The sequence below is a fragment of the Celeribacter sp. genome (genome assembly GCF_048261515.1).
Classification (GTDB): domain Bacteria; phylum Pseudomonadota; class Alphaproteobacteria; order Rhodobacterales; family Rhodobacteraceae; genus Celeribacter.
In genome coordinates this window covers 248,874-266,591 of record NZ_JBLXFZ010000001.1, presented here as the reverse complement: position 1 = coordinate 266,591, position 17,718 = coordinate 248,874, and the positions used below count along the sequence as shown (strand labels likewise).

At 62.4% G+C, this 17,718-nt stretch carries 15 protein-coding genes; all 15 read right to left on the bottom strand.

The window, feature by feature from the left end; genetic code table 11:
- Positions 1–93: 93 nt before the first annotated feature.
- Positions 94–1,014 carry a glycosyltransferase family 2 protein gene (locus tag ACN0SC_RS01285; protein WP_417247856.1) on the bottom strand — a complete coding sequence of 307 codons (921 nt, stop codon included), beginning with the start codon at positions 1,012–1,014 and terminating at the stop codon, positions 94–96.
- Complete coding sequence (locus tag ACN0SC_RS01280) at positions 1,004–1,582, bottom strand: hypothetical protein (RefSeq protein ID WP_417247855.1); 579 nt, start codon at positions 1,580–1,582, stop codon at positions 1,004–1,006. The genes ACN0SC_RS01285 and ACN0SC_RS01280 overlap by 11 nt, the downstream gene beginning before the upstream one ends.
- Entirely contained in the window at positions 1,575–2,735 is a 1,161-nt protein-coding gene (locus tag ACN0SC_RS01275) for a glycosyltransferase (RefSeq protein ID WP_417247854.1), read from the bottom strand. Before ACN0SC_RS01275 ends, ACN0SC_RS01280 begins: the two co-directional genes overlap by 8 nt.
- Complete coding sequence (locus tag ACN0SC_RS01270) at positions 2,732–3,310, bottom strand: D-glycero-alpha-D-manno-heptose-1,7-bisphosphate 7-phosphatase (protein WP_417247853.1); 579 nt, start codon at positions 3,308–3,310, stop codon at positions 2,732–2,734. Before ACN0SC_RS01270 ends, ACN0SC_RS01275 begins: the two co-directional genes overlap by 4 nt.
- Positions 3,310–4,293: an ADP-glyceromanno-heptose 6-epimerase gene (gene rfaD, locus ACN0SC_RS01265; RefSeq protein WP_417247852.1), complete on the bottom strand. Its 984-nt coding sequence runs from the start codon at positions 4,291–4,293 to the stop codon at positions 3,310–3,312. The genes ACN0SC_RS01270 and rfaD overlap by 1 nt, the downstream gene beginning before the upstream one ends.
- Positions 4,290–5,786, bottom strand: a complete 1,497-nt coding sequence (gene rfaE1 / locus ACN0SC_RS01260; protein WP_417247851.1) for a D-glycero-beta-D-manno-heptose-7-phosphate kinase — start codon at positions 5,784–5,786, stop codon at positions 4,290–4,292. Before rfaE1 ends, rfaD begins: the two co-directional genes overlap by 4 nt.
- Positions 5,776–6,921, bottom strand: a complete 1,146-nt coding sequence (locus tag ACN0SC_RS01255) for an AGE family epimerase/isomerase (protein WP_417247850.1) — start codon at positions 6,919–6,921, stop codon at positions 5,776–5,778. Before ACN0SC_RS01255 ends, rfaE1 begins: the two co-directional genes overlap by 11 nt.
- A complete protein-coding gene (locus ACN0SC_RS01250; RefSeq protein ID WP_417247849.1) occupies positions 6,918–7,964 on the bottom strand; it encodes a glycosyltransferase family 9 protein in 1,047 nt (348 codons plus the stop codon). The genes ACN0SC_RS01255 and ACN0SC_RS01250 overlap by 4 nt, the downstream gene beginning before the upstream one ends.
- Positions 7,961–9,295: a lipopolysaccharide biosynthesis protein gene (locus tag ACN0SC_RS01245; protein ID WP_417247848.1), complete on the bottom strand. Its 1,335-nt coding sequence runs from the start codon at positions 9,293–9,295 to the stop codon at positions 7,961–7,963. Before ACN0SC_RS01245 ends, ACN0SC_RS01250 begins: the two co-directional genes overlap by 4 nt.
- Entirely contained in the window at positions 9,292–10,728 is a 1,437-nt protein-coding gene (locus tag ACN0SC_RS01240; RefSeq protein WP_417247847.1) for an O-antigen polymerase, read from the bottom strand. The genes ACN0SC_RS01245 and ACN0SC_RS01240 overlap by 4 nt, the downstream gene beginning before the upstream one ends.
- Positions 10,729–11,297: 569 nt before the next feature.
- Positions 11,298–12,365 (bottom strand): ABC transporter ATP-binding protein, encoded by a 1,068-nt coding sequence (locus tag ACN0SC_RS01235; protein ID WP_417247846.1) that lies wholly within the window; start codon positions 12,363–12,365, stop codon positions 11,298–11,300.
- Between the two features lie 10 nt (positions 12,366–12,375).
- Complete coding sequence (locus ACN0SC_RS01230; RefSeq protein WP_417247845.1) at positions 12,376–14,577, bottom strand: glycoside hydrolase family 2 TIM barrel-domain containing protein; 2,202 nt, start codon at positions 14,575–14,577, stop codon at positions 12,376–12,378.
- Positions 14,578–14,586: 9 nt separating this feature from the next.
- The gene (locus tag ACN0SC_RS01225; RefSeq protein ID WP_417247844.1) at positions 14,587–15,402 is read right to left on the bottom strand and encodes a carbohydrate ABC transporter permease; all 816 of its coding nucleotides are present in this window, start codon (positions 15,400–15,402) and stop codon (positions 14,587–14,589) included.
- Entirely contained in the window at positions 15,399–16,280 is an 882-nt protein-coding gene (locus ACN0SC_RS01220) for a carbohydrate ABC transporter permease (RefSeq protein ID WP_417247843.1), read from the bottom strand. The genes ACN0SC_RS01225 and ACN0SC_RS01220 overlap by 4 nt, the downstream gene beginning before the upstream one ends.
- Positions 16,281–16,349: 69 nt before the next feature.
- Positions 16,350–17,627, bottom strand: a complete 1,278-nt coding sequence (locus ACN0SC_RS01215) for an ABC transporter substrate-binding protein (protein ID WP_417247842.1) — start codon at positions 17,625–17,627, stop codon at positions 16,350–16,352.
- Between the last annotated feature and the right edge of the window lie 91 nt (positions 17,628–17,718).

The following is a 17,718-nucleotide window of genomic DNA, read 5'->3' as shown; positions in this document are numbered from 1 at the left end:
GACTGCCGCGGCCCACGAGCGCTTTGTGCCGTGGAGGGTGGCGTAAGGGGATTAAGGAAGAAGAAACGCAGCGCGGGCAGGGGTAGGGATTTCTTAAGGATTGGGGGGCAGGATGCCTTCACGCACCAGCAGCGCATGTGCAGAAAGTCCCTCGCGTGCGGCACGTTTCTCAAGTTCTAGGAGCTTGGCGTCGACAAGGGTGCGATACCAATATGCTTGCAGGAAGTGGAAATAGAATCCCGCACGCCCATCGAGGAAACCCGCGCCCAGAATATAGCGGTAAAGAAAGTAGAGTGTTGGCCGTATGATACGAGGTATTCGCGCATATAGTTTGGTTTTGGCCAATCTCTTGGCCCGTGCCCTTGCGCTCAACCCGTTAGCACCCGTTGTCGGACCTTTCTCGCTAGCGTTCACGATGTCATAGACCTCGCGGATCGCGTAGCCGTTATGCTTTTGTGTCCACCACGCGAGGTCGTTGAGATTGTGGTCCACCAAATCCCCGTCTAGGATGACCGATTTCTCTTCTGATATCAGCAAATGTTCGTCCATCCAGCGTTCCTCGACGCGCCCCTGTCCGTTGCGCCATAGGCGCACAACGTGCTGCGGATAAAAGAAACCGTGGCGTATCGGTTGGTCGAGAAAGACAATCTGGCGCTTGAATATCGCGGCGTTTGTGGCGGGGGGCGGTGCCGCTAGGAACTGGGCAAGTGACGCGGCCAGCGTGCTGTCGAGATATTCATCTGCATCCAGCCGCATGACCCAGTCAGTCGCGATTTCCAAATTGTCGAGCGCCCAGTTGAACTGTGTCGCGTGGTTCGTCCATGGATGGTTGTGCACATCCGCCCCCATGGCGCGTGCGCGGCTTACTGTGTCGTCGGTGGACCCAGAATCCACCACGCAAACCCGCTTGGCCAATGCCGCCACCGATCGAATGCAGCGTTCTATGTGGCGTGCCTCGTTCTTGGTCAGGATGACAACAGTCAGTGTTTGGTGCGTGCTCGCTTTAACCGTCATAGCGCGTGCCCTTCTCGACGGCAGGGTTGCCTGCGTAGACCGTGTTCGGCGCGAGGTCGCGGGTGCACACGGCGCGCGCGCCCGCCACGGCATCCGCGCCAACCGTCACGCCTGGCCCGACGAAGGCCTCGGCTGCCACCCATGCGCCATCCCCGATCACGATGGGTTTGGCCAGAAGCTGAAAATTGCGCACGCGGTGGTCGTGGGTGCCCGCGCACAGGTGCGCGCCTTGCGAGATAACGGCGTGTTTTCCTATAGTTATCGTGCCCATGTTGTAGATTTGGGCGCGTGGTCCGATCGCCGCGTCATCCGCCATCACGAGATTCTTGGGGTGCCAGATGCGCGCAGAGCTATAGATATGCGCTCCTGTCCCGATCTGCGCGCCGAAGAGCCGCAAAAGCCCGCGGCGCAGCCCGTGCATCGGCGGCGGGGTCCAACGTGCAAGGAGAAGCCATGCCACGCTAAACGCCAGCCGCTCCAGCCTGTTTCTGAGTGAAAAGGAGGCTGCGCGGGGGAAGATCTCGCCTGCCTTTGCTTTGATAATGTCGTCGTTTCCCAAGTCAGCCACGGCGGATGCTCTCCAGTTTTTCGGATAGGGCCGTGGCGGCGGTTTTCGGGTCGAAATGGGCCTCGTAGCAGGCCAGCGCCCGTGCCGCCATGGCACTGCGTTCAGCGTCGGATAGGGCGCACCACTTGTCGAGAATGCGTGTGAAGTCGGGCAGGGTGACCTTGGCGATCAACCCCGCTCCCGCTGCCTCGATCTCGCGCCAGATATTGACCTTGTCGGTTGTCAGAACAGGGCATCCGCAGGCCAGCGCCTCGGCCACGGCGATGCCGAAATTCTCCTGATGGGAGGCCAGCACGAAGGCGTCTGCTCCCAAGAACGCGCCCCATTTGGCAGGCCCCGTGATCATGCCAGGAAAGTGGATGCGACCGACCAGGCCGCGCGTTTCGGCCCGTAGTTTGAACCCGCGCACAAGCCCCGCTTCATCCGGCCCCGCGATCACGAGGTGCAACTCGGGACGTTTGGCAGCAATCGCGGCGAAAGCGTCGAGCAGGATATCCACGCCCTTTTTCTCATGAATGCGGCTGAGGAAAAGCAGGTAGGGGGCCGCGCCAAGGTCGGGCACTGCCGCACGGAAGGCCGCTGGCCCCGTTGTGCGTGCATCTGCGTCTGGCGCGCCCGCGCCATAGGCGATGACCTCGCCCTTGTAGCTGTGTCCGTGAAACACGCCATTGGCCAGCCGCATCTCCTCTTGCGTGGTAAACAAAACCCGCTCGGCGCCTGCCAGAACCCGCCCTTGAAGCGCCCACCAAAAGAGCTGCTTGGTGATGTGTTTGGTGGGGTAGCGCGCCTTGAACCACGGGTCCATCATCCCGTGGACAAAGAGCAGATAGGGCAGCCCGTTGCGCATCAGCGCCCGTCCGCCGCCGACCGAGGCATGGTTCCAAAGCCCGTGCACCACCGCCGCGTCAAAGCGGTGCGCATTGGCGTCGATCCATTGGCCCAAGGCGCGGGTGTAGCCGTAGCGGCGCGGGGTTGGGCCGACGCCATGTGCTTTAACGGGAAAGGTCCGTACGGCGGCGCTGTCGGGCGCATCAAGGCAGACGACCTCCGTTTCGATCCCTGCGTCACGGTGCAAAAGTGCGGAGCTCTTGAGCCCCTCGACGGGACCGCCTTGGGAGGCATCGACCCCCGCTATCACGCGCAGGATTCTCAATGGTGCGCCCTCGCGTCCAGTATCGCATCCCACGCCGGGCTGATTTCGCCAATGGTCGGCACCACGGGCACACCATTCGCGCGTGCCCAGTCGCGGTTCGCCGCGCCGTGGCCTGTTTCGACGAGAATGCCACGCACCCCGCGCGCATGGCCCGTCTCGATGTCCGAGCGTTTGTCCCCCACGATCAGCGAGCGTGCCCAGTCCACGGGCTCTTGCGCATGAGCCGCGTCCAGCATCCCCGTGGCAGGTTTGCGGCAGGCGCAGCCATCGCCTTCCTTGTGCGGGCAGACATGCCATGCGTCGATCCGCACCCCCGCATCGGCCAGAAGCGCATCGACCCGCGCGTTGACCGCCTCCATCTGCGCACGCGTGAACAACCCGCGCGCAATGCCCGACTGGTTTGTGACCATGACAAGTCGATAGCCACGCCGCGCGAAATCTGCCAATGCCGCCGCCGCACCGCGCTCCAGCACGACCTTCTCGGGATCGTGCAGGTAGTGACGCTCCACGATCACCGTGCCGTCACGGTCGAGGAAAAGCGTTCTGCGGGGCGGTCGGTGTTGCGTCAGCGACATCAGCGGTAGCGGTCCTCCGTGTCGAGGTAGGTCGTGACATAGTCCCTGACCCCGTCCTCAAGCGAGTGGAACGGATCGTTCAGTCCCGCCTCCCGCAATTTGCCCATCTCCGCGCGGGTATAATATTGATACTTCCCCTTGAGCGTCTCGGGCATGTCGACGTAGTCGATATCCACCTCTACATCGAGCGCCGCCCCGATGGCGCGCACCAGATCCTCGAAACTGCGCGCTTGGCCGGTGCCGATGTTGAACAGGCCGCTGGCATGGTCGTTTTCAAGCAACCACAAGACCGCCTTGGAGCAGTCCTTGACGTAGACGAAGTCGCGGCTCTGCTGACCGTTGGCGATGCCTTTGCGGTCCGATTTGAACAGGTTCACAGTCTCGCCGCGCTTCACCGTGTCGAAGAATTTGGCCACCACGCTCATCATGTCGTCTTTATGGTATTCGTTCGGGCCGTAGACGTTGAAGAACTTCAACCCCGCCCATTGCGGCGGGACGGGGGCGCCTTCGCGGACGCGGCGCATGAGGAGTTTGTCGGTGGCGTTCTTTGACCAGCCGTAGCCGCACAGCGGGCGCAGGTTTCCGAGGAATTCGGGGGTCTCTTCGTCGAGGAGATTTTCTTCCAACGCGCCGTATGTGGCCGCCGATGAGGCGTAGATGAAGCGCACGTTATTGGCCGCACACCAGTCCCACAGGTCAACGGTGGCGTTGATGTTGCGGTCCACGAGCAGGTCGCAATCCCGCTCGGTCGTGGAGGAAATCGCGCCCATGTGGATCACCGCGCTGATATCGTCGCGCCCCTCCAGCCACGACATAAGTTCCTCGGGTGGTACGAAGGCCGCAATGTCCCGCTTGGCAAGGTTGCGCCATTTGTCCCCCGTCCCGAACCAGTCGCTGACCGCGATAGGGCCGTGGCCTGCATCTTCGAGATCGGCGACGATATTGGAGCCGATAAAGCCCGCCGCACCCGTTACAACAATCATGCCTTCTCTCCGTATTTACTGACCCGCTCGATTATGTTGGTGGAACTCTTGCCCGAAACGATAGGCGCAAGCCGCACTTCGCCGCCATATTCGGCAACGATGTCCGCACCGACCACTGTCTCGATGGTGTAATCGGCCCCCTTCACCAGCATGTCAGGCCTAATGCTCTTGATCAATTCCACGGGCGTGTCGTCGTCAAAAATGACCACCGCTTCAACGCTGCCGAACGCTCCTAAAACTGTGGCGCGGTCGTTCTCTGAGTTGACGGGGCGGTCTGGCCCCTTGCCCAAACGCCGCACGGAGGCGTCCGAATTGAGCCCGACGATCAGGCAATCCACCTCCTTGCGTGCAAATTCCAGCAGCGAAATATGGCCAGGGTGAACGATGTCGAAAACCCCGTTGGTAAAGCCGATCCGCTTGCCTTCCGCGCGCCGTGCAGCCGCATAGCGCCCTGCCTCATGGGCGGAGAGAAGCACGGGTGCGCCAAGTCGTCGTCCGCCTGCGGCAAGCGTTGCAAGGCGCTCGATCAACTCCTCAGGCGCGACCGTGGCTGTGTCGCGTTTGCCCACCACGATCCCCGCCGCGACATTGGCCATTTCGGCGGCCAGTGGCAGCGAAAGCCCCGCCGCAAAGCCGAGCGCAAGCGTGGCGATCACCGTGTCGCCCGCGCCAACCACGTCGAAGACCTCTTGTGTCTGCGCGGCCAGATGGGAGCAGGGCGCATCACCCGCTTCGATAAGGGTCATGCCCTCCTCGCTGCGGGTGATCAGCAGAGCCTCGACGCCCGCCCGCGCCAAAAGCGTGCGCCCCGCCGCTTCGATCTGCGCATCCCCCGCGACCGCCGCGCCGAAGGCTGCGCGGGCTTCCTTGAGGTTGGGGGTGAGGAGGGTGGCACCCGCGTAGCGTTTGAAATCCGTCGATTTGGGATCGGCAAAGACCGCAATGCCACGCGCGCGCGCTGCCGCTGTCACCTCCGCGATCACGCGGTCCGACAACACGCCCTTGGCATAGTCGGAGAGGACGACCACGTGGCAGGTGTCGAGCGCACGGATCGCCGCCGCGACAAGCGCCGCCTCGACGCCTTCGCCAATCGGCCCTTCGCTTTCGCTGTCCACGCGCAGGATATGCTGGCCCTGTGCGATGAAGCGGGTCTTCTGCGTTGTGCGGCGCGTGGCATCCGTGACCAGATCGGCGGTGATCGCGGGTGCTTCACCCAGCAGGTGCGTCAACTCGCGCCCCGCCGCATCCGCGCCGATGGCCCCCACGAGAATGCACTCCCCGCCAAGCGCGGCCACGTTCCGCGCCACGTTCGCCGCGCCACCAGGAAGGGAGGTCTGCGGCCCGACGCCGAAGACGGGCACGGGGCTTTCAGGTGAAATCCGCGAGACATGGCCCGTGTTGAAGGTGTCGAGCATCACATCGCCAAGGCATAGAACCCGCCCGCCGCTCAATCGGGCGACGGCTCCTTCCAACATCTTGTAATTACGTGTCACTTCGCCGTCCTTTCGTCACCGTGTCACTGTCGAGCACCCGCGCGGCACAGATGATGTGATAGAGGCTGGAGGCGCGTGTCGGCTCCCGCCTGAACGTCCCGTCCGCTTCCCGTGTCTCGAACCAAAGCCCCGCGCGCGGCCCGTCGAGGAAGCGCGCCAGCGCGTCGAGCGCCAGCGCCCGTTGCGCCTCGGCCTGTGCTTTGCGCGCGGGCGAGGTGGCGGGGTGGTGCGCGATGGCGTGCCAGTATTTCGCGCGTTCCGTTTGCGGCCAGAGCCGCGCGCTGGTGTCGCGCGGGCGCAGGTCGCCGTCGAGCGCCTCGTGGATGATCCCGTCGGGTGCGATGCCGTGGGTCTGCGCCGTGGTGGCAAGCCGCTGCGCACTCGCGAATGCCGCCTCGTCACCCGCCAGTACCGACCAGCGCAGCAGGAGCCACGCCCATTCAAACAGGTGGCCAGGTTCGACCTGAACCCGCTCGTTGCGGGGCAGAGGTCTGTAGGCGAGGTCGAAGTCCTCGGGCAGAATGCCGCTGTCCCCTTGGATCAATCCCGTGAGCGCCACGCGCACCAGTCTCGCGCAGAAGCGCCACCAGAAACCATCCGCGTCATCGCTTTGCTCGACCCACGCCAGCCCCGCCTCCAGAAGATGCATCAACGGATTGGCGTGGATATGGGTGCCATCATCGGAGAAGCCCCCGTCCGCGCGGCCCCGCGTCTGGATCATGCGCTCGGCGATGGCACGGGCCTGTGCCTCGTAGCCTGCATCGGGTGCATGGTCCGCCACGGCGGCCAGCGCGAGGAGTGCGAAGGCGTCGTCGTAGAGATCGGGCCCCAATCGGGCCACGCGTCCGTCAGGGTGGCGCGCGCTGATGACCTTGTCGTTGGTCACAAGCGATCCCAAGAGGTAGTCCAACCCGTGCGCCGCCTCCGCCTGCATCGCGCCTGCGCCGAGTGCGGGAGCCTGTGTGAAGCAGTAGATCTGCCGCGCCGTGAGCCGTGCGCGTTTCGGTCTTATCACCGGTTGCAGGTCCGCGTCGAGCAGCTCGAAATAGCCCCCCGAAACATGGTCCAGCCCGTGCGCCTGCCACAGGGGCAGGGCGGTTTGCGCGCACCAGTCCTTGAGGTCTTGCGGCGTCATTCCTGCCCTCCCGCGCCGATGTCGCGCCCGTCGAGAAGGACATGGATGTTCTCCATCACATCCTGCGGCGTGATATGCGCCAGCCCGCGCATTTCGTGGATCACCCGCACATGCGCGCCCACGGGATGCCATTGCTTTGGCGCGTTGAAATTGCCGAAAATTCCGATGCTGGGGGTGTTGCTACAGGCGGCCAGATGCAGCGGTCCCGAGTCATGCCCGATGAAGAGCGCCGCCCGCGACAGTGCTGCGCCCGATGCGCGGGCCGTGAGCGCGCCGCAGGCGTTCACCGCAGGAGCGCGCCAATCCGCCTTGAAGGCCTCGCCGCGTGCGTGATCTTCGCCTGCGCCGACCACCATCAGCCCTATATGGGGATAGGCCGCTTGCAGTGCCGCACCGAGGGCACGCCAGTTTGCCATGCCCCAGTCCTTTTCCTCCGCCTTGCCCCCCATGTTGACCGCGACGAAGGGAGCCGTGCCAAGGGGCGCGGAGATGGCGGCGGCCTGCGCCTGTTCGGTCTGCGTGTAGCGCAGATCCCAGTTCGCCCGATCCGCAATGTCGATCGGTCCCAGTTGGGCGCAGGTGCGGATCAGCCGCGCCGCCTCGCGTTCACGCACGCCCGTGTCGGGATTAACGCGCACCGAGCGCAGATCGTCGCTGTCGGGGAAGCACAGAATGCGTTTGATCCCCGCAGCAAAGCGCAGGAAGGTCCAGTCCCGCCACGCCTGTGCGCGGCTGCGCTGCGGCATCAGGTAGACCAGCGCCTCCGCATTGTGCGCCCGCAAGCGCTGCGCTAGCACCAGCGCCTCACGCGGAGCCCTCAGTGACACAGGATATTCGATCACATCATCGGCGAATTGCCCGTCATCGCCCAGAACCGCCATGAGCGGCGCGGCCTTTCCCGACACGGGCATATTGGTCAAAAGCACGATCCTGCGGTCGGGGAAGGCGCGGCGGATGGCGTGGAAACACGGCAGGGCGAAGATCGTGTCGCCGAGGCTTCCCAGCCTGTAGATGATGACGGGTTTGCGGCTTGGGTCGATCATGGGGCGGTCTGCGGCTTTCGTGGGGGCGGGGCGGTGGCTTTGGAGGGCGCGAGGGTGGCAATTGCGTCCCGGAGGCGTGGCACCTGCTGGGCGGTGACGACGAGCATCGCCAGATGCGCGCCCAGCACGCAAAGCGCGATTTGCGTCGGACCGCCGAGGCCCGCCGCACTGGCGATGGCAAACGCCGTGACAATGACAAAGGCGCGGACAATGCGCCTGTGCGCGTTGATGGCGGAGAAAGGGGAAAAGATGTTGGTCCAGAGAATCTCGAAGACCACCGCGCCCGCAAGCGACAGCGACAGGCTCGTGACAGGTTGAAGTGCGCCGCTTGACAGAAACGCCACACCCCACGGCACGATCCATGCGGCCAGCGCGGCATAGATAAGCGCAAGAGCGGCAATCGTCCGTGCCTGTGTGCGCAGGAGCCTGTCGAAGCTCGCGCGGTCCCTGCGTCCGAAGGCGAAGCTGTATTCGGGGGTAAAGGCGTAGCTGACCATATTGCCCACCGACATACCCAACCGCGTGACCGTGCGCGTGACCGAATAGACCGCCACCATGGCAGGGGTCGCTGTCACGCCGAGGATCACTACAGGTGCCTGAATCAACAGCGCATTGGACAGTGGGATGGCCATGTAATCGAGCGAGGGGCCGAGCAGCGCCTTGATCCGCGCGCGGCTGGCGCGGCGGGTGCCAAGTGTGAGCCACGGTGTTGTGCGTCGCAGCCAAGCCACGAGGAAGAACACCACCGCCACCCGCGCGACCAAAGCCGCTGCCGCCGCTGCGACCAGCCCGCCACCGAGCAAGGCCGCGACAAGGATCGCGCCCGCCTCGACAAGACGCCCCGTCGCAGCAAACCCCGTCTCCAGCGCCGCGCGCCCCTCGCAACGCACACCCGCGCTCAGAAGCAGGGTGAATTGATATCCGAGGGCTGCGCCGATCTGGAGCGTCAGAGCCGCCTGAAGATCGCTCTTCGACACTGGCCCGAGGTTGAAAATCCCCTCCAGCGGCAGGGCATAGACCAGCGCCACCAGCACACCGCCCAGTGACGCGGCCACCGCCAGCAGGATCACGAAGATGCTCTGGAACGTCACCAGTGCTCCCGCGCGGTCATCTCCCGAAACGCGCATGGCCATGTCGTTCTTTGCGATGAAGGTGAAGCCGAAGTCCGAAAAGGCCAGATAGGCAGGCAGGGCGGTGACAAGTGCCCAGACGCCGAAAGTCTCCACGCCCCACAGCGCGATCAGCACGGGCACCATGCCCAGTTGCACCGCGAAGGACACGGCCTGCGCATAGGACTGGGCGACGAGGTTTCTGGAGATCGCGCGGCTCATGAGGAGGGCTCCGGCAGGGGCGGTGCGGTCAGGACCGCGCGCGAGACCCGCGACCAGACTGCGCCGATAGCGTAGGAGACGAGCAGGGCAGCGAGCACGTAAAAAATCTCGCGGAAGCTATAGGCGAAGGCGTTTCGGACCACCCAGAGCGCGAAGTAGACATTGGCCAGCGAGAAGGCGCGCCACAGTGGGCTTATCCCTGTCTCCCAAACCCATGCGAGCTTTGCGAAATAGGCGCTGGCCGCTGCGTAGACGATGACGCTGCCCGCAATGCCGCCGACCACATAGGCCTCCCCCGCAAAGGGAAATCCCCAGCCGCCCCCCGCGGCGGCGAAGTCGGGGGTGAAGGTGCCTGCAAATCTCTCGTTGAGCGGCTCGAAGAGGCTGCCGAACAGGAATTGCGGCAAGGCCATGAGCGGCGCGCGCAGGTATTCATCGACCCCGATTGTGGGGATGCGCCCGTCCACGGCCATGGAGGAGGCGGCCATCAGTATGCCTGTCTCCCCCTCGATATAGAGGTGGATATGACGCCAGAACATCGGGAAATCCGTGCCGAGCGCGCCCAGCGAAAAGGAGATGCCGTTCAGGCGCAGGTAGCCCATGTAGACGAAGGAGATATAGAGCGCGCTGGCAAGCGCTGTGAGCCCTATAAGTCGCCGCCCCGTGAGCGTCAGGCGCGCGGCGGCCCAGATCAGGAAGGGGAGGATGAAATACTTCCGCTGGCCCGTGGAGATGTAGAGCAACAGGATCGGCAGGTAGGCCGCGATCATCTGTTTGCGCGACAGGCGCGGCGTGATGACCAGAAAGAGTGTCAGCGCGGCGATGGCAAAGGGGATGCCCAAGGCGAAAATCCCGCTGCCGCGTGCGAGGCGGACGGTGAAGGAGGCGGCATAGGAATAGCTGCCCAAACCGACCGCGCCGTTGAGCAGGATATTCGCCCCCGTGAGAAAGACCGAGATGCCGCAGGCGGTGTAAGCGATGGCGTGCCAATGGGGCGCCGCCCCCGCCGCCCTGCGCAGGGCGCGCAGTTTCCGCGCGTCGCCATTTTTGTTGCGCACGCCGAGGAATATCCCCACGACCAGCGAGGTGTTGAAGGAGACATGCACAGGCAGGAGCGCAGGCCCGTAGGTGGCCCCGAAACGCATCACATCCCCTGATGCGTAAGAAAGGCTTGGCAGGACGATGTAGAGCAGTTGCGAGACAAGAAAGACCGTGAGCGGATCGGCGAGGGTCTTACGCGCTGTGAGGACGAGCGCCACGCTGACCACGGCAAACCCCGCCAGAAGGAGGTCGTTTCCAAGACCCATTGCGAAGTAGAGCGTCATGCCCGCGAGGTGGATGATCCAGCCAAGGAGGTAGGCCATGCGCAGGCTCTGGATGTCCCTCTTTTGGGGCGCGGAGGCTGCGGGGATAAAGGGCAACTCCAGTCTCATCAGGCCAACATATCCCAGTGATCATTGTTGCCCCCGATCCTGCCTGTGATCTGACGCGCCCTCGTCCGTCCGCTCGCGCCATAGGTGTGGCATGGACGATGGCGAACGTGGGATGTGGTGTGTCTTTGGAAGGTGGTTTTTATGAAGAAAAGCCCGTCACGTGTGCCGCAAGGTGGCGCATGCATGGGGCGGGAAAATGCGGTGGTGAAGGTTGAAACTGCGCAGTCAGTGTATTGAAAACATGAGATTTCCCTGAGACCCGCCGAAGCGATTGTCTCCACAGGAGTTTCCTGATTTTCCTCGACCACCATGTACATACCGTCAAACTCTCTCGAAGAAAGCTATGCGGTGAACGATAGGAAGAAATTTTTCACTTGGGAAGTGTTTAAAGGTTAATTTTGCACGTTATGGTTGTTGCGGTGCAGCAAGAACCGCGCCGTATTTTGGGTTGGATTTTTGCGAGGGACGGGATGGGGCGGACCTCAAAGAGCAGGCGGCGCGGGGGTAGTCTCCCTGCGCCGCCTGTTTGTTTCGGGGCCTGATCGTGGCCTGTTTTTTGCGCGTGTCGCCTAGCGCAGCCGCATGCCGTCCTCGGCAAAGACCAGTGCGCTTGCGGGGTCGAAGCGTGCGGTCAGCGCGGAGCCAGGTGCGAGATCACGCGCACCGCCTGTGTTCACCGTCAGCACGTCGGAAGTGCCGTGGCTGGCATAGGCATAGTTCTCGCCGCCGAGGTTCTCGACGATTTCCACGGCCAGCTCCAGTGAGGCGGGGCCTTCGGCGCGGAAATGCTCGGGACGTATGCCGAGGGTCACTTTCTCTCCCTCTTGTAGCGTGTTGTTGAGGGGGGGCACGGGAACAGTTTGCCCGCCCAGCTCGGTCAGAACGAGCGTGTCGCCTTTGACGATTGCGGGCAGGAAGTTCATTTTCGGAGAGCCGATGAACCCCGCGACGAACTGGTTAACGGGATCGTCGTAAAGCGTGAGCGGGGAGCCCACCTGTTCGATCCGCCCGTCGCGCAGCACCACGATCTTATCGGCCAGCGTCATCGCCTCGACCTGATCGTGGGTCACGTAGATGATGGTGGTTTTCAATTCCTTGTGGAGCCGTGCGATCTCGATCCGCATCTGCACGCGCAATTCGGCATCAAGGTTCGAGAGAGGTTCGTCAAAGAGGAACACATCCGGATGGCGCACAATCGCGCGCCCGATGGCGACCCGCTGGCGCTGACCGCCCGACAGATCCTTGGGCTTGCGGTCGAGCAATTCCTCAAGGCCAAGAATGCGCGCCGCATCGGTTACTTGTTGCTTGATCGCGTCGCGGCTCTCGCCCGCGTATTTGAGCGCAAAGCCCATGTTCTGTTCGACGGTCATATGGGGGTAGAGCGCGTAAGATTGGAAAACCATCGCAATGCCGCGCTTGGAGGCGTCGACCTCGTTCATCACCCGCCCGCCGATGGTCAATTCGCCGCCCGAGATTTCCTCCAGCCCTGCAATCATGCGCAGGATCGTCGATTTGCCACAGCCCGAGGGGCCGACAAAGACGACGAATTCCTCTGGCTTGATGTCCAGATCGACACCGCGGATGACTTCCACCGCACCGTAGGATTTCCGCAAATTCGTGAGTTTAACTCCGCTCATTGTCTCCGCCTCATTCCGCCTGAAGGGTTATGGTCGTGGTGCCAAGGGTGGCGTGGTGTGCGCTCAGGGTGATCTCGCCCGAAGCCGTGGCGCGCACCCATGCGCCTGTCGCGCCCGCACGCAGTGGCACCGTGTCGGGGCCGAGCAATGCGCCGCCGCCCGATACGTTAAGCGTCACGGGATCAAAGGAATGGCGCAGCTTGTTGCCGACCTGATCGAGCAGGCGCACCATGACGCGCACCTCCTGCCCGACGGGCAGGGTGGTCGTGTCGGCCACCACCTGCAATGTCGTGGGCACGGGATCACAGGCAAAGCGTCGCCGCGCGACTTCCTCGCCATCGATATAGGCGATGATCTGCGCGTCCTGCCACGTCATGCCCCAATCTCCGAATTTGTCGGAGGTCATGTCCTCGGGACGGATGATCACGGGCGCATGGGGCAGGTGGGGGTAGGTCGCGGTATCGGGCTTGAAGCGCACGGGCGGGAAGTCGCCATACTGGATCGCTACCTCCTCGGCATTGGTCAGCACGATGAGCGGCAGGATACCGTGGATATTGCGTTCCCCGCGCGCATAGTAGGTCACGGGTTCAAGCACCACGCCCCCTTCGGGCGCGCCTTGCGAGGCATAGGCGAAAGCGGCGAATTTCGGCTCGCGGAACATATCCATGACGCCGTGGTAGCAAATCCTGTCCCCCGCGCCGAAGTCCTTGTGCGTGTTGTAGTCAAAGGCGCACCAGCCGATGCAGCCCGCCGTGCCCTTCGCACCGAAAGCGGCGTTGAGCACGTTGAGATGACGGGTGACATGCTCGGCCTGTCGCAACTCCTGATCGTGCGCCTTGGTGGGGAACATGTGGCCGTTATATTCCGTGATCATATAGGGCACATCATGATCGAGCCCTGTGACTTCCCGTTGGCTGCGCAGGGGCGCGGGCGGGCGGTTGTCACCGGGTAGCTCGTCCATCCCTTGGAAGAAGTCGTTCATCGTATAGACATCCTCAAGGAACTCGCTGTCCTCGTGGCAGCGCACGCCGCCTGTCTGCCGTGTCGCGTCAAGCGCGCGCGCCACTTGGTTTGTCTCGACGTAGAAGTCGTGGTCGTCGGGGCTTTCGTTGATCCGCACGCCCCACAGGATGATCGACGGGTGGTTCCAGTCGCGGGTGATCATGCGGCGCACGTTCTCGACGCTCTCGGCCTTCCATGCCTCGCCGCCGATGTGTTGCCATCCGGGAATTTCCTCGAAGACCAGCAGGCCGATTTCGTCGCAGCGGTCCAGAAAATGCGTGGACTGCGGGTAGTGCGAAGTGCGCACAAGGTTCAGGTGCAACTCGTCCTTGAGAATGTCCGCGTCTCGCTTTTGAGCATCCGCACCGAGCGCGTAGCCCATGTAGGGAAAGGACTGGTGACGGTTGAGGCCGAGAATATCGACCGCGCGCCCGTTGAGGAAGAAACCGTCGGCAGTGAACTCGGCGGCGCGAAAACCGAAGCGTGTGCTGAGGTGATCAGAGCCGTGGGCACCCTCAAGGCGCAGGTCCAGCGTGTAGAGCGTGGGCGTGTCGAGATCCCACAGCGACAGTCCCGTAAGCCCGTCAAAAGCCACGTCGAGCGTCTCGCCCACAACCGCGACCTGCGTTTCGGCCAGTGCCGCGCCCTGTGCATCGCGCAGGGTCGCCGTCACCGTGCCGCCCAGAGATAGCCCTTGGGGATTGGCAAGTGTCACGGCGGCGCGCACAGACTTTTCATCGGCCAACGGATCGGGAGTCTCGATCTTCACCGACGCGATGGTGACAGGCGCGGAAAGGCGCAGCCAGACATCGCGGTAAATCCCCGCATAGGTGAGGTAGTCGATCTGCCCGCCGAAGGGCGGAATATCGGGGTTTTCGCTGCCGTCGATGGTCACGCGCAAAAGGTTCTCGCCCTCGATCAGCCGCCCAGTCAGACGCGCTTCAAAAGGCGTGTATCCGTCCTTATGTGCCGCGATTTCCTCGCCGTTGAGAAAGACCCGCGCATCGGCCATCGCCGCCTCGAAATGCACGACGACTTCTTTGCCGTTCCAGTCGGGCGCGGGGGTGAAGCGCTTCTCATAGGTGAAGGCTTTCTGATAGCTGGTCTCGTCGAAGTAGTGGTAGGGCAGTTCCACCGCCGTATGCGGCAGGCGCACTTCGGTGGCCCCGTCAAACAGCCAGCCTTCGTTGAATGAAATGGTCTCGCGCATGGTCAGTCCTTATTTCACCGACCCCAACATCCCCTGAACGAAGAGGCGCTGAAGCAGGAAGAAGATGATGAGGGTGGGCAGCGTGGTGATGACGGTGGCCACCATGATAACGCCGTAATCAGGGGTATAGGCCGAGGCCAGTGAGGAGATCGTCAGCACCATGGTCTTCATCGAGTTGGTTTGCAGCACGATGAGGGGCCACAGGTAGTTGTTCCAGTTGAGCATGAAGACGATGATCGTCGCCGCCGCATAGGTCGAGCGCATGACCGGCACGTAGACGCGCACGAAGATTTGCCACTCTTTCAACCCGTCGATCTTGGCCGCGTCGCGCAATTCATGCGGGAAGGCTTTGGTCGCCTGACGGAAGTAGAAAATGACGAAGATATTGGCCACCGTCGGCGCGATGATCGCGGTGTAGGTGTTGATGAGGCCCGCGTTGGCGAACATCACGAAGAGCGGCACCATGAGCGCGGCAAAGGGGATCGAGAGCATCAGAAGTAGCCCCCCGAATACCCGCTCGCGTGCTTTGGAGCGGAAGATCTCGAACCCGTAGCCCGCAGCGGAGGCCACCACGAGGGTAAGCGCCGTGCCGATGATCGAGATGTAGAACGAGTTGAACAGAACCCGCCCGATATCGATCTGTTCAAACAGGGTGACGATATTGGCCCAAAGGTTCGTGCCGAAGCTGGATTTGCCGCGGATGATGTCGGCAGATTTGTTGGTGGTTCCCACGACCATCCAGAAGAACGGGAAAACCGATATGAATGCGGCCAGCGAAAGCGTTCCATAACGAAGAAGGCCACCGGCGAAACGCGACAGGGTCATTTGCGGTCCCTCGCGACATAGAATTGGATGAAAGACAGCACAGCCACCAGAAGCACGATCACATAGGACACCGTGGCCGCGTAGCCGAAGGACGGCATGAAGCGGAAGGTGAGGTTGTAGATATACTGCGACAGGGTGAGCGTGGCATTGGCGGGGCCGCCCTCGGTGATGTTCTGCACCTCGTCAAAGAGTTGCAGCGTCCCGATGGTGGAGATGATCGTGGTAAACAGGATCACGGGCTTGAGCATCGGAATGGTGATGCGGAAGAATTGCGCGTGGGCAGGGATGCCGTCGATCTTCGCTGCCTCGTAGATGGATTTGTCGATGTTCTGGAGCGCGGCGAGATAGAAGATCATGTTGTAACCCGTCCAGCGCCACGTGATCGCGAGGATGATCACGACCTTGGCCCAGAAGGGATCGCCCAACCACGCAATCGGCTCGCTAAGGATGCCGATGGACAGGAGCAACTGGTTGATGAGGCCGTCGGTGGAAAACATGGATTTGAACAGGATCGAATAGGCCACCAGCGATGTCACCGCTGGCAGGAAGATCGCCGTTCGGAACAGCCCGCGGAACCGCAGGCGCGGCGAGTTGAGCATGACCGCGAAGATCAGCGCGAGCATGATCATGATCGGAACCTGTATGAGCAGGAACGTCATGGTGTTGCCGAGCGCCTTAAGGAAAATCGGATCTTGTGTCAGCCGCTGGATATTGGCCAGCCCGCCGAAGCTTGTGTTCATCCCGCGGCCCGTCTGGAATGACATCCAGAGCGACCACAGGATCGGCCAGATCATGAACAGGCCAACCAACGCCAAAGCCGGCGTAGCAAATCCCCATCCGGAGATACTCTCGTTGCGTCCTAAACGTGTGCGCGCCACCCGACACCTCTTTCGTGTTTGAGTGCCCCCGCCCGCAAAATGCGGGCGGGGGCGGTCTTCCTTGGGAGGTTATTGCGTGAGAACGCGAGCTTCGGCTTCGATTTTCGCGATCGCCTCGTCGAGGTCCGCACCATCCGCAAGCGCGGGCAGTTGCGTGGCGATTGCCGAGCGCACTTCGTAGGTGAAGATGCCGTAGTCGACACCCGGAATTTCACCGAGCCATTGTGCGAAGTCCTGCCAGACCTGCTGGCCGTTGAAGTAGGGATCTTCGACTTGGTAGGCGTCGCCTGTACGTGCATCAAGCAGTGAACCGACAGCGCCCTGATCGACCAGAATATCCTGATAGAAATCGACGTTGTTGGCCCAGACGTCGTTGAGGAAGGACTTGGTCGTTTCCATGTTGTCCGAGGAGGACAGCACATACCAGCTCGATCCGCCAAGGTTGGAGGCGTTCACAGCACCCTCGACGCCATCGACGCGCGGGGTGGGGGCAACCGCCCATTTGCCGGACATATCGGCTGCCTTGATCGTGCCAGTGATCCACACACCTGTGATCGCGGCCGCCACGTCACCGCCCGTGAAGGCGCCCGTGTACTCTGGCCAGCTGTTGACGGACTTGTAGATATCCTTGGCCTGCAAAAGCTCGGTGTAGTCTGCAAGCGCGGCCTTGAATTTCTCGTTGCCCACGATGTCGAGATCGCCGTTCTCGTCAAAGAACCAGCCACCCGTCGATTGCAGCAGCACCACGAAGAGACCCGGATCGTTGATGTCGAGCGAGAGCATCGGCATCCCAGTCTTGTCGTGGACGTCCTGACTGATCTCGATGAAGCGGTCCCATGTGATGTTTTCGAGATCTTCGGCGCTATAGCCCGCCTCGGAAAGAATGTCGGAGCGGTAGAACCAGCCCGTGACACCCGAGTCGAAGGGCATCGAGTAAACTTCGTCACCGACGGTGGCCAACGCGACCTTGTAGTCGGCGAAACGGCTGTGGTCGATGGTGTCGGTCATCGGCTCGAACGCGCCAGGGAAGGACAGAAGGAATTTCTGCGCCGAGTAATCCTCAATCAGAACGATGTCGGGCAGGCCCTCGGTGGTGCCTGCGGCGAGTTGGGTTTGCAGTTTCTGCTCAACCTCCGCGCGGGCAAACTCTTCGTAGACGAGGTTGAAGTCGGGGTGGTCGGCTTTGTAGATTTCGGCGGCTTTTTCCATTGAGGCGCCGTTGAAATTCGGATCCCACGCCCAGAGGGTAACGTCCTCGGCCATAGCGGCGGTGGCGGTGAGCCCCAAAAGTCCCGTGGCCACGCCCATGGCGGTGGACCGGAGCAAGTGTGCGGTCTTGTAGGTCATAATTTTCCTCCCTGTTTAGCCAGCATTGTGGCATGGGGAAACGTTAGGGAAGAAAATTTGCCGCCGCAACAGATTTAGTAAAAATTTACCT

Excerpts from the sequence above, each read along its gene's own strand:
- ACN0SC_RS01285 (WP_417247856.1), bottom strand. The coding sequence starts at position 1,014 with ATGACGGTTAAAGCGAGCACGCACCAAACACTGACTGTTGTCATCCTG.
- ACN0SC_RS01270 (WP_417247853.1), bottom strand. The coding sequence starts at position 3,310 with ATGTCGCTGACGCAACACCGACCGCCCCGCAGAACGCTTTTCCTCGAC.
- rfaD (WP_417247852.1), bottom strand. The coding sequence starts at position 4,293 with ATGATTGTTGTAACGGGTGCGGCGGGCTTTATCGGCTCCAATATCGTC.
- ACN0SC_RS01255 (WP_417247850.1), bottom strand. The coding sequence starts at position 6,921 with ATGACGCCGCAAGACCTCAAGGACTGGTGCGCGCAAACCGCCCTGCCC.
- ACN0SC_RS01250 (WP_417247849.1), bottom strand. The coding sequence starts at position 7,964 with ATGATCGACCCAAGCCGCAAACCCGTCATCATCTACAGGCTGGGAAGC.
- ACN0SC_RS01245 (WP_417247848.1), bottom strand. The coding sequence starts at position 9,295 with ATGAGCCGCGCGATCTCCAGAAACCTCGTCGCCCAGTCCTATGCGCAG.
- ACN0SC_RS01240 (WP_417247847.1), bottom strand. The coding sequence starts at position 10,728 with ATGAGACTGGAGTTGCCCTTTATCCCCGCAGCCTCCGCGCCCCAAAAG.
- ACN0SC_RS01235 (WP_417247846.1), bottom strand. The coding sequence starts at position 12,365 with ATGAGCGGAGTTAAACTCACGAATTTGCGGAAATCCTACGGTGCGGTG.
- ACN0SC_RS01230 (WP_417247845.1), bottom strand. The coding sequence starts at position 14,577 with ATGCGCGAGACCATTTCATTCAACGAAGGCTGGCTGTTTGACGGGGCC.
- ACN0SC_RS01225 (WP_417247844.1), bottom strand. The coding sequence starts at position 15,402 with ATGACCCTGTCGCGTTTCGCCGGTGGCCTTCTTCGTTATGGAACGCTT.
- ACN0SC_RS01215 (WP_417247842.1), bottom strand. The coding sequence starts at position 17,627 with ATGACCTACAAGACCGCACACTTGCTCCGGTCCACCGCCATGGGCGTG.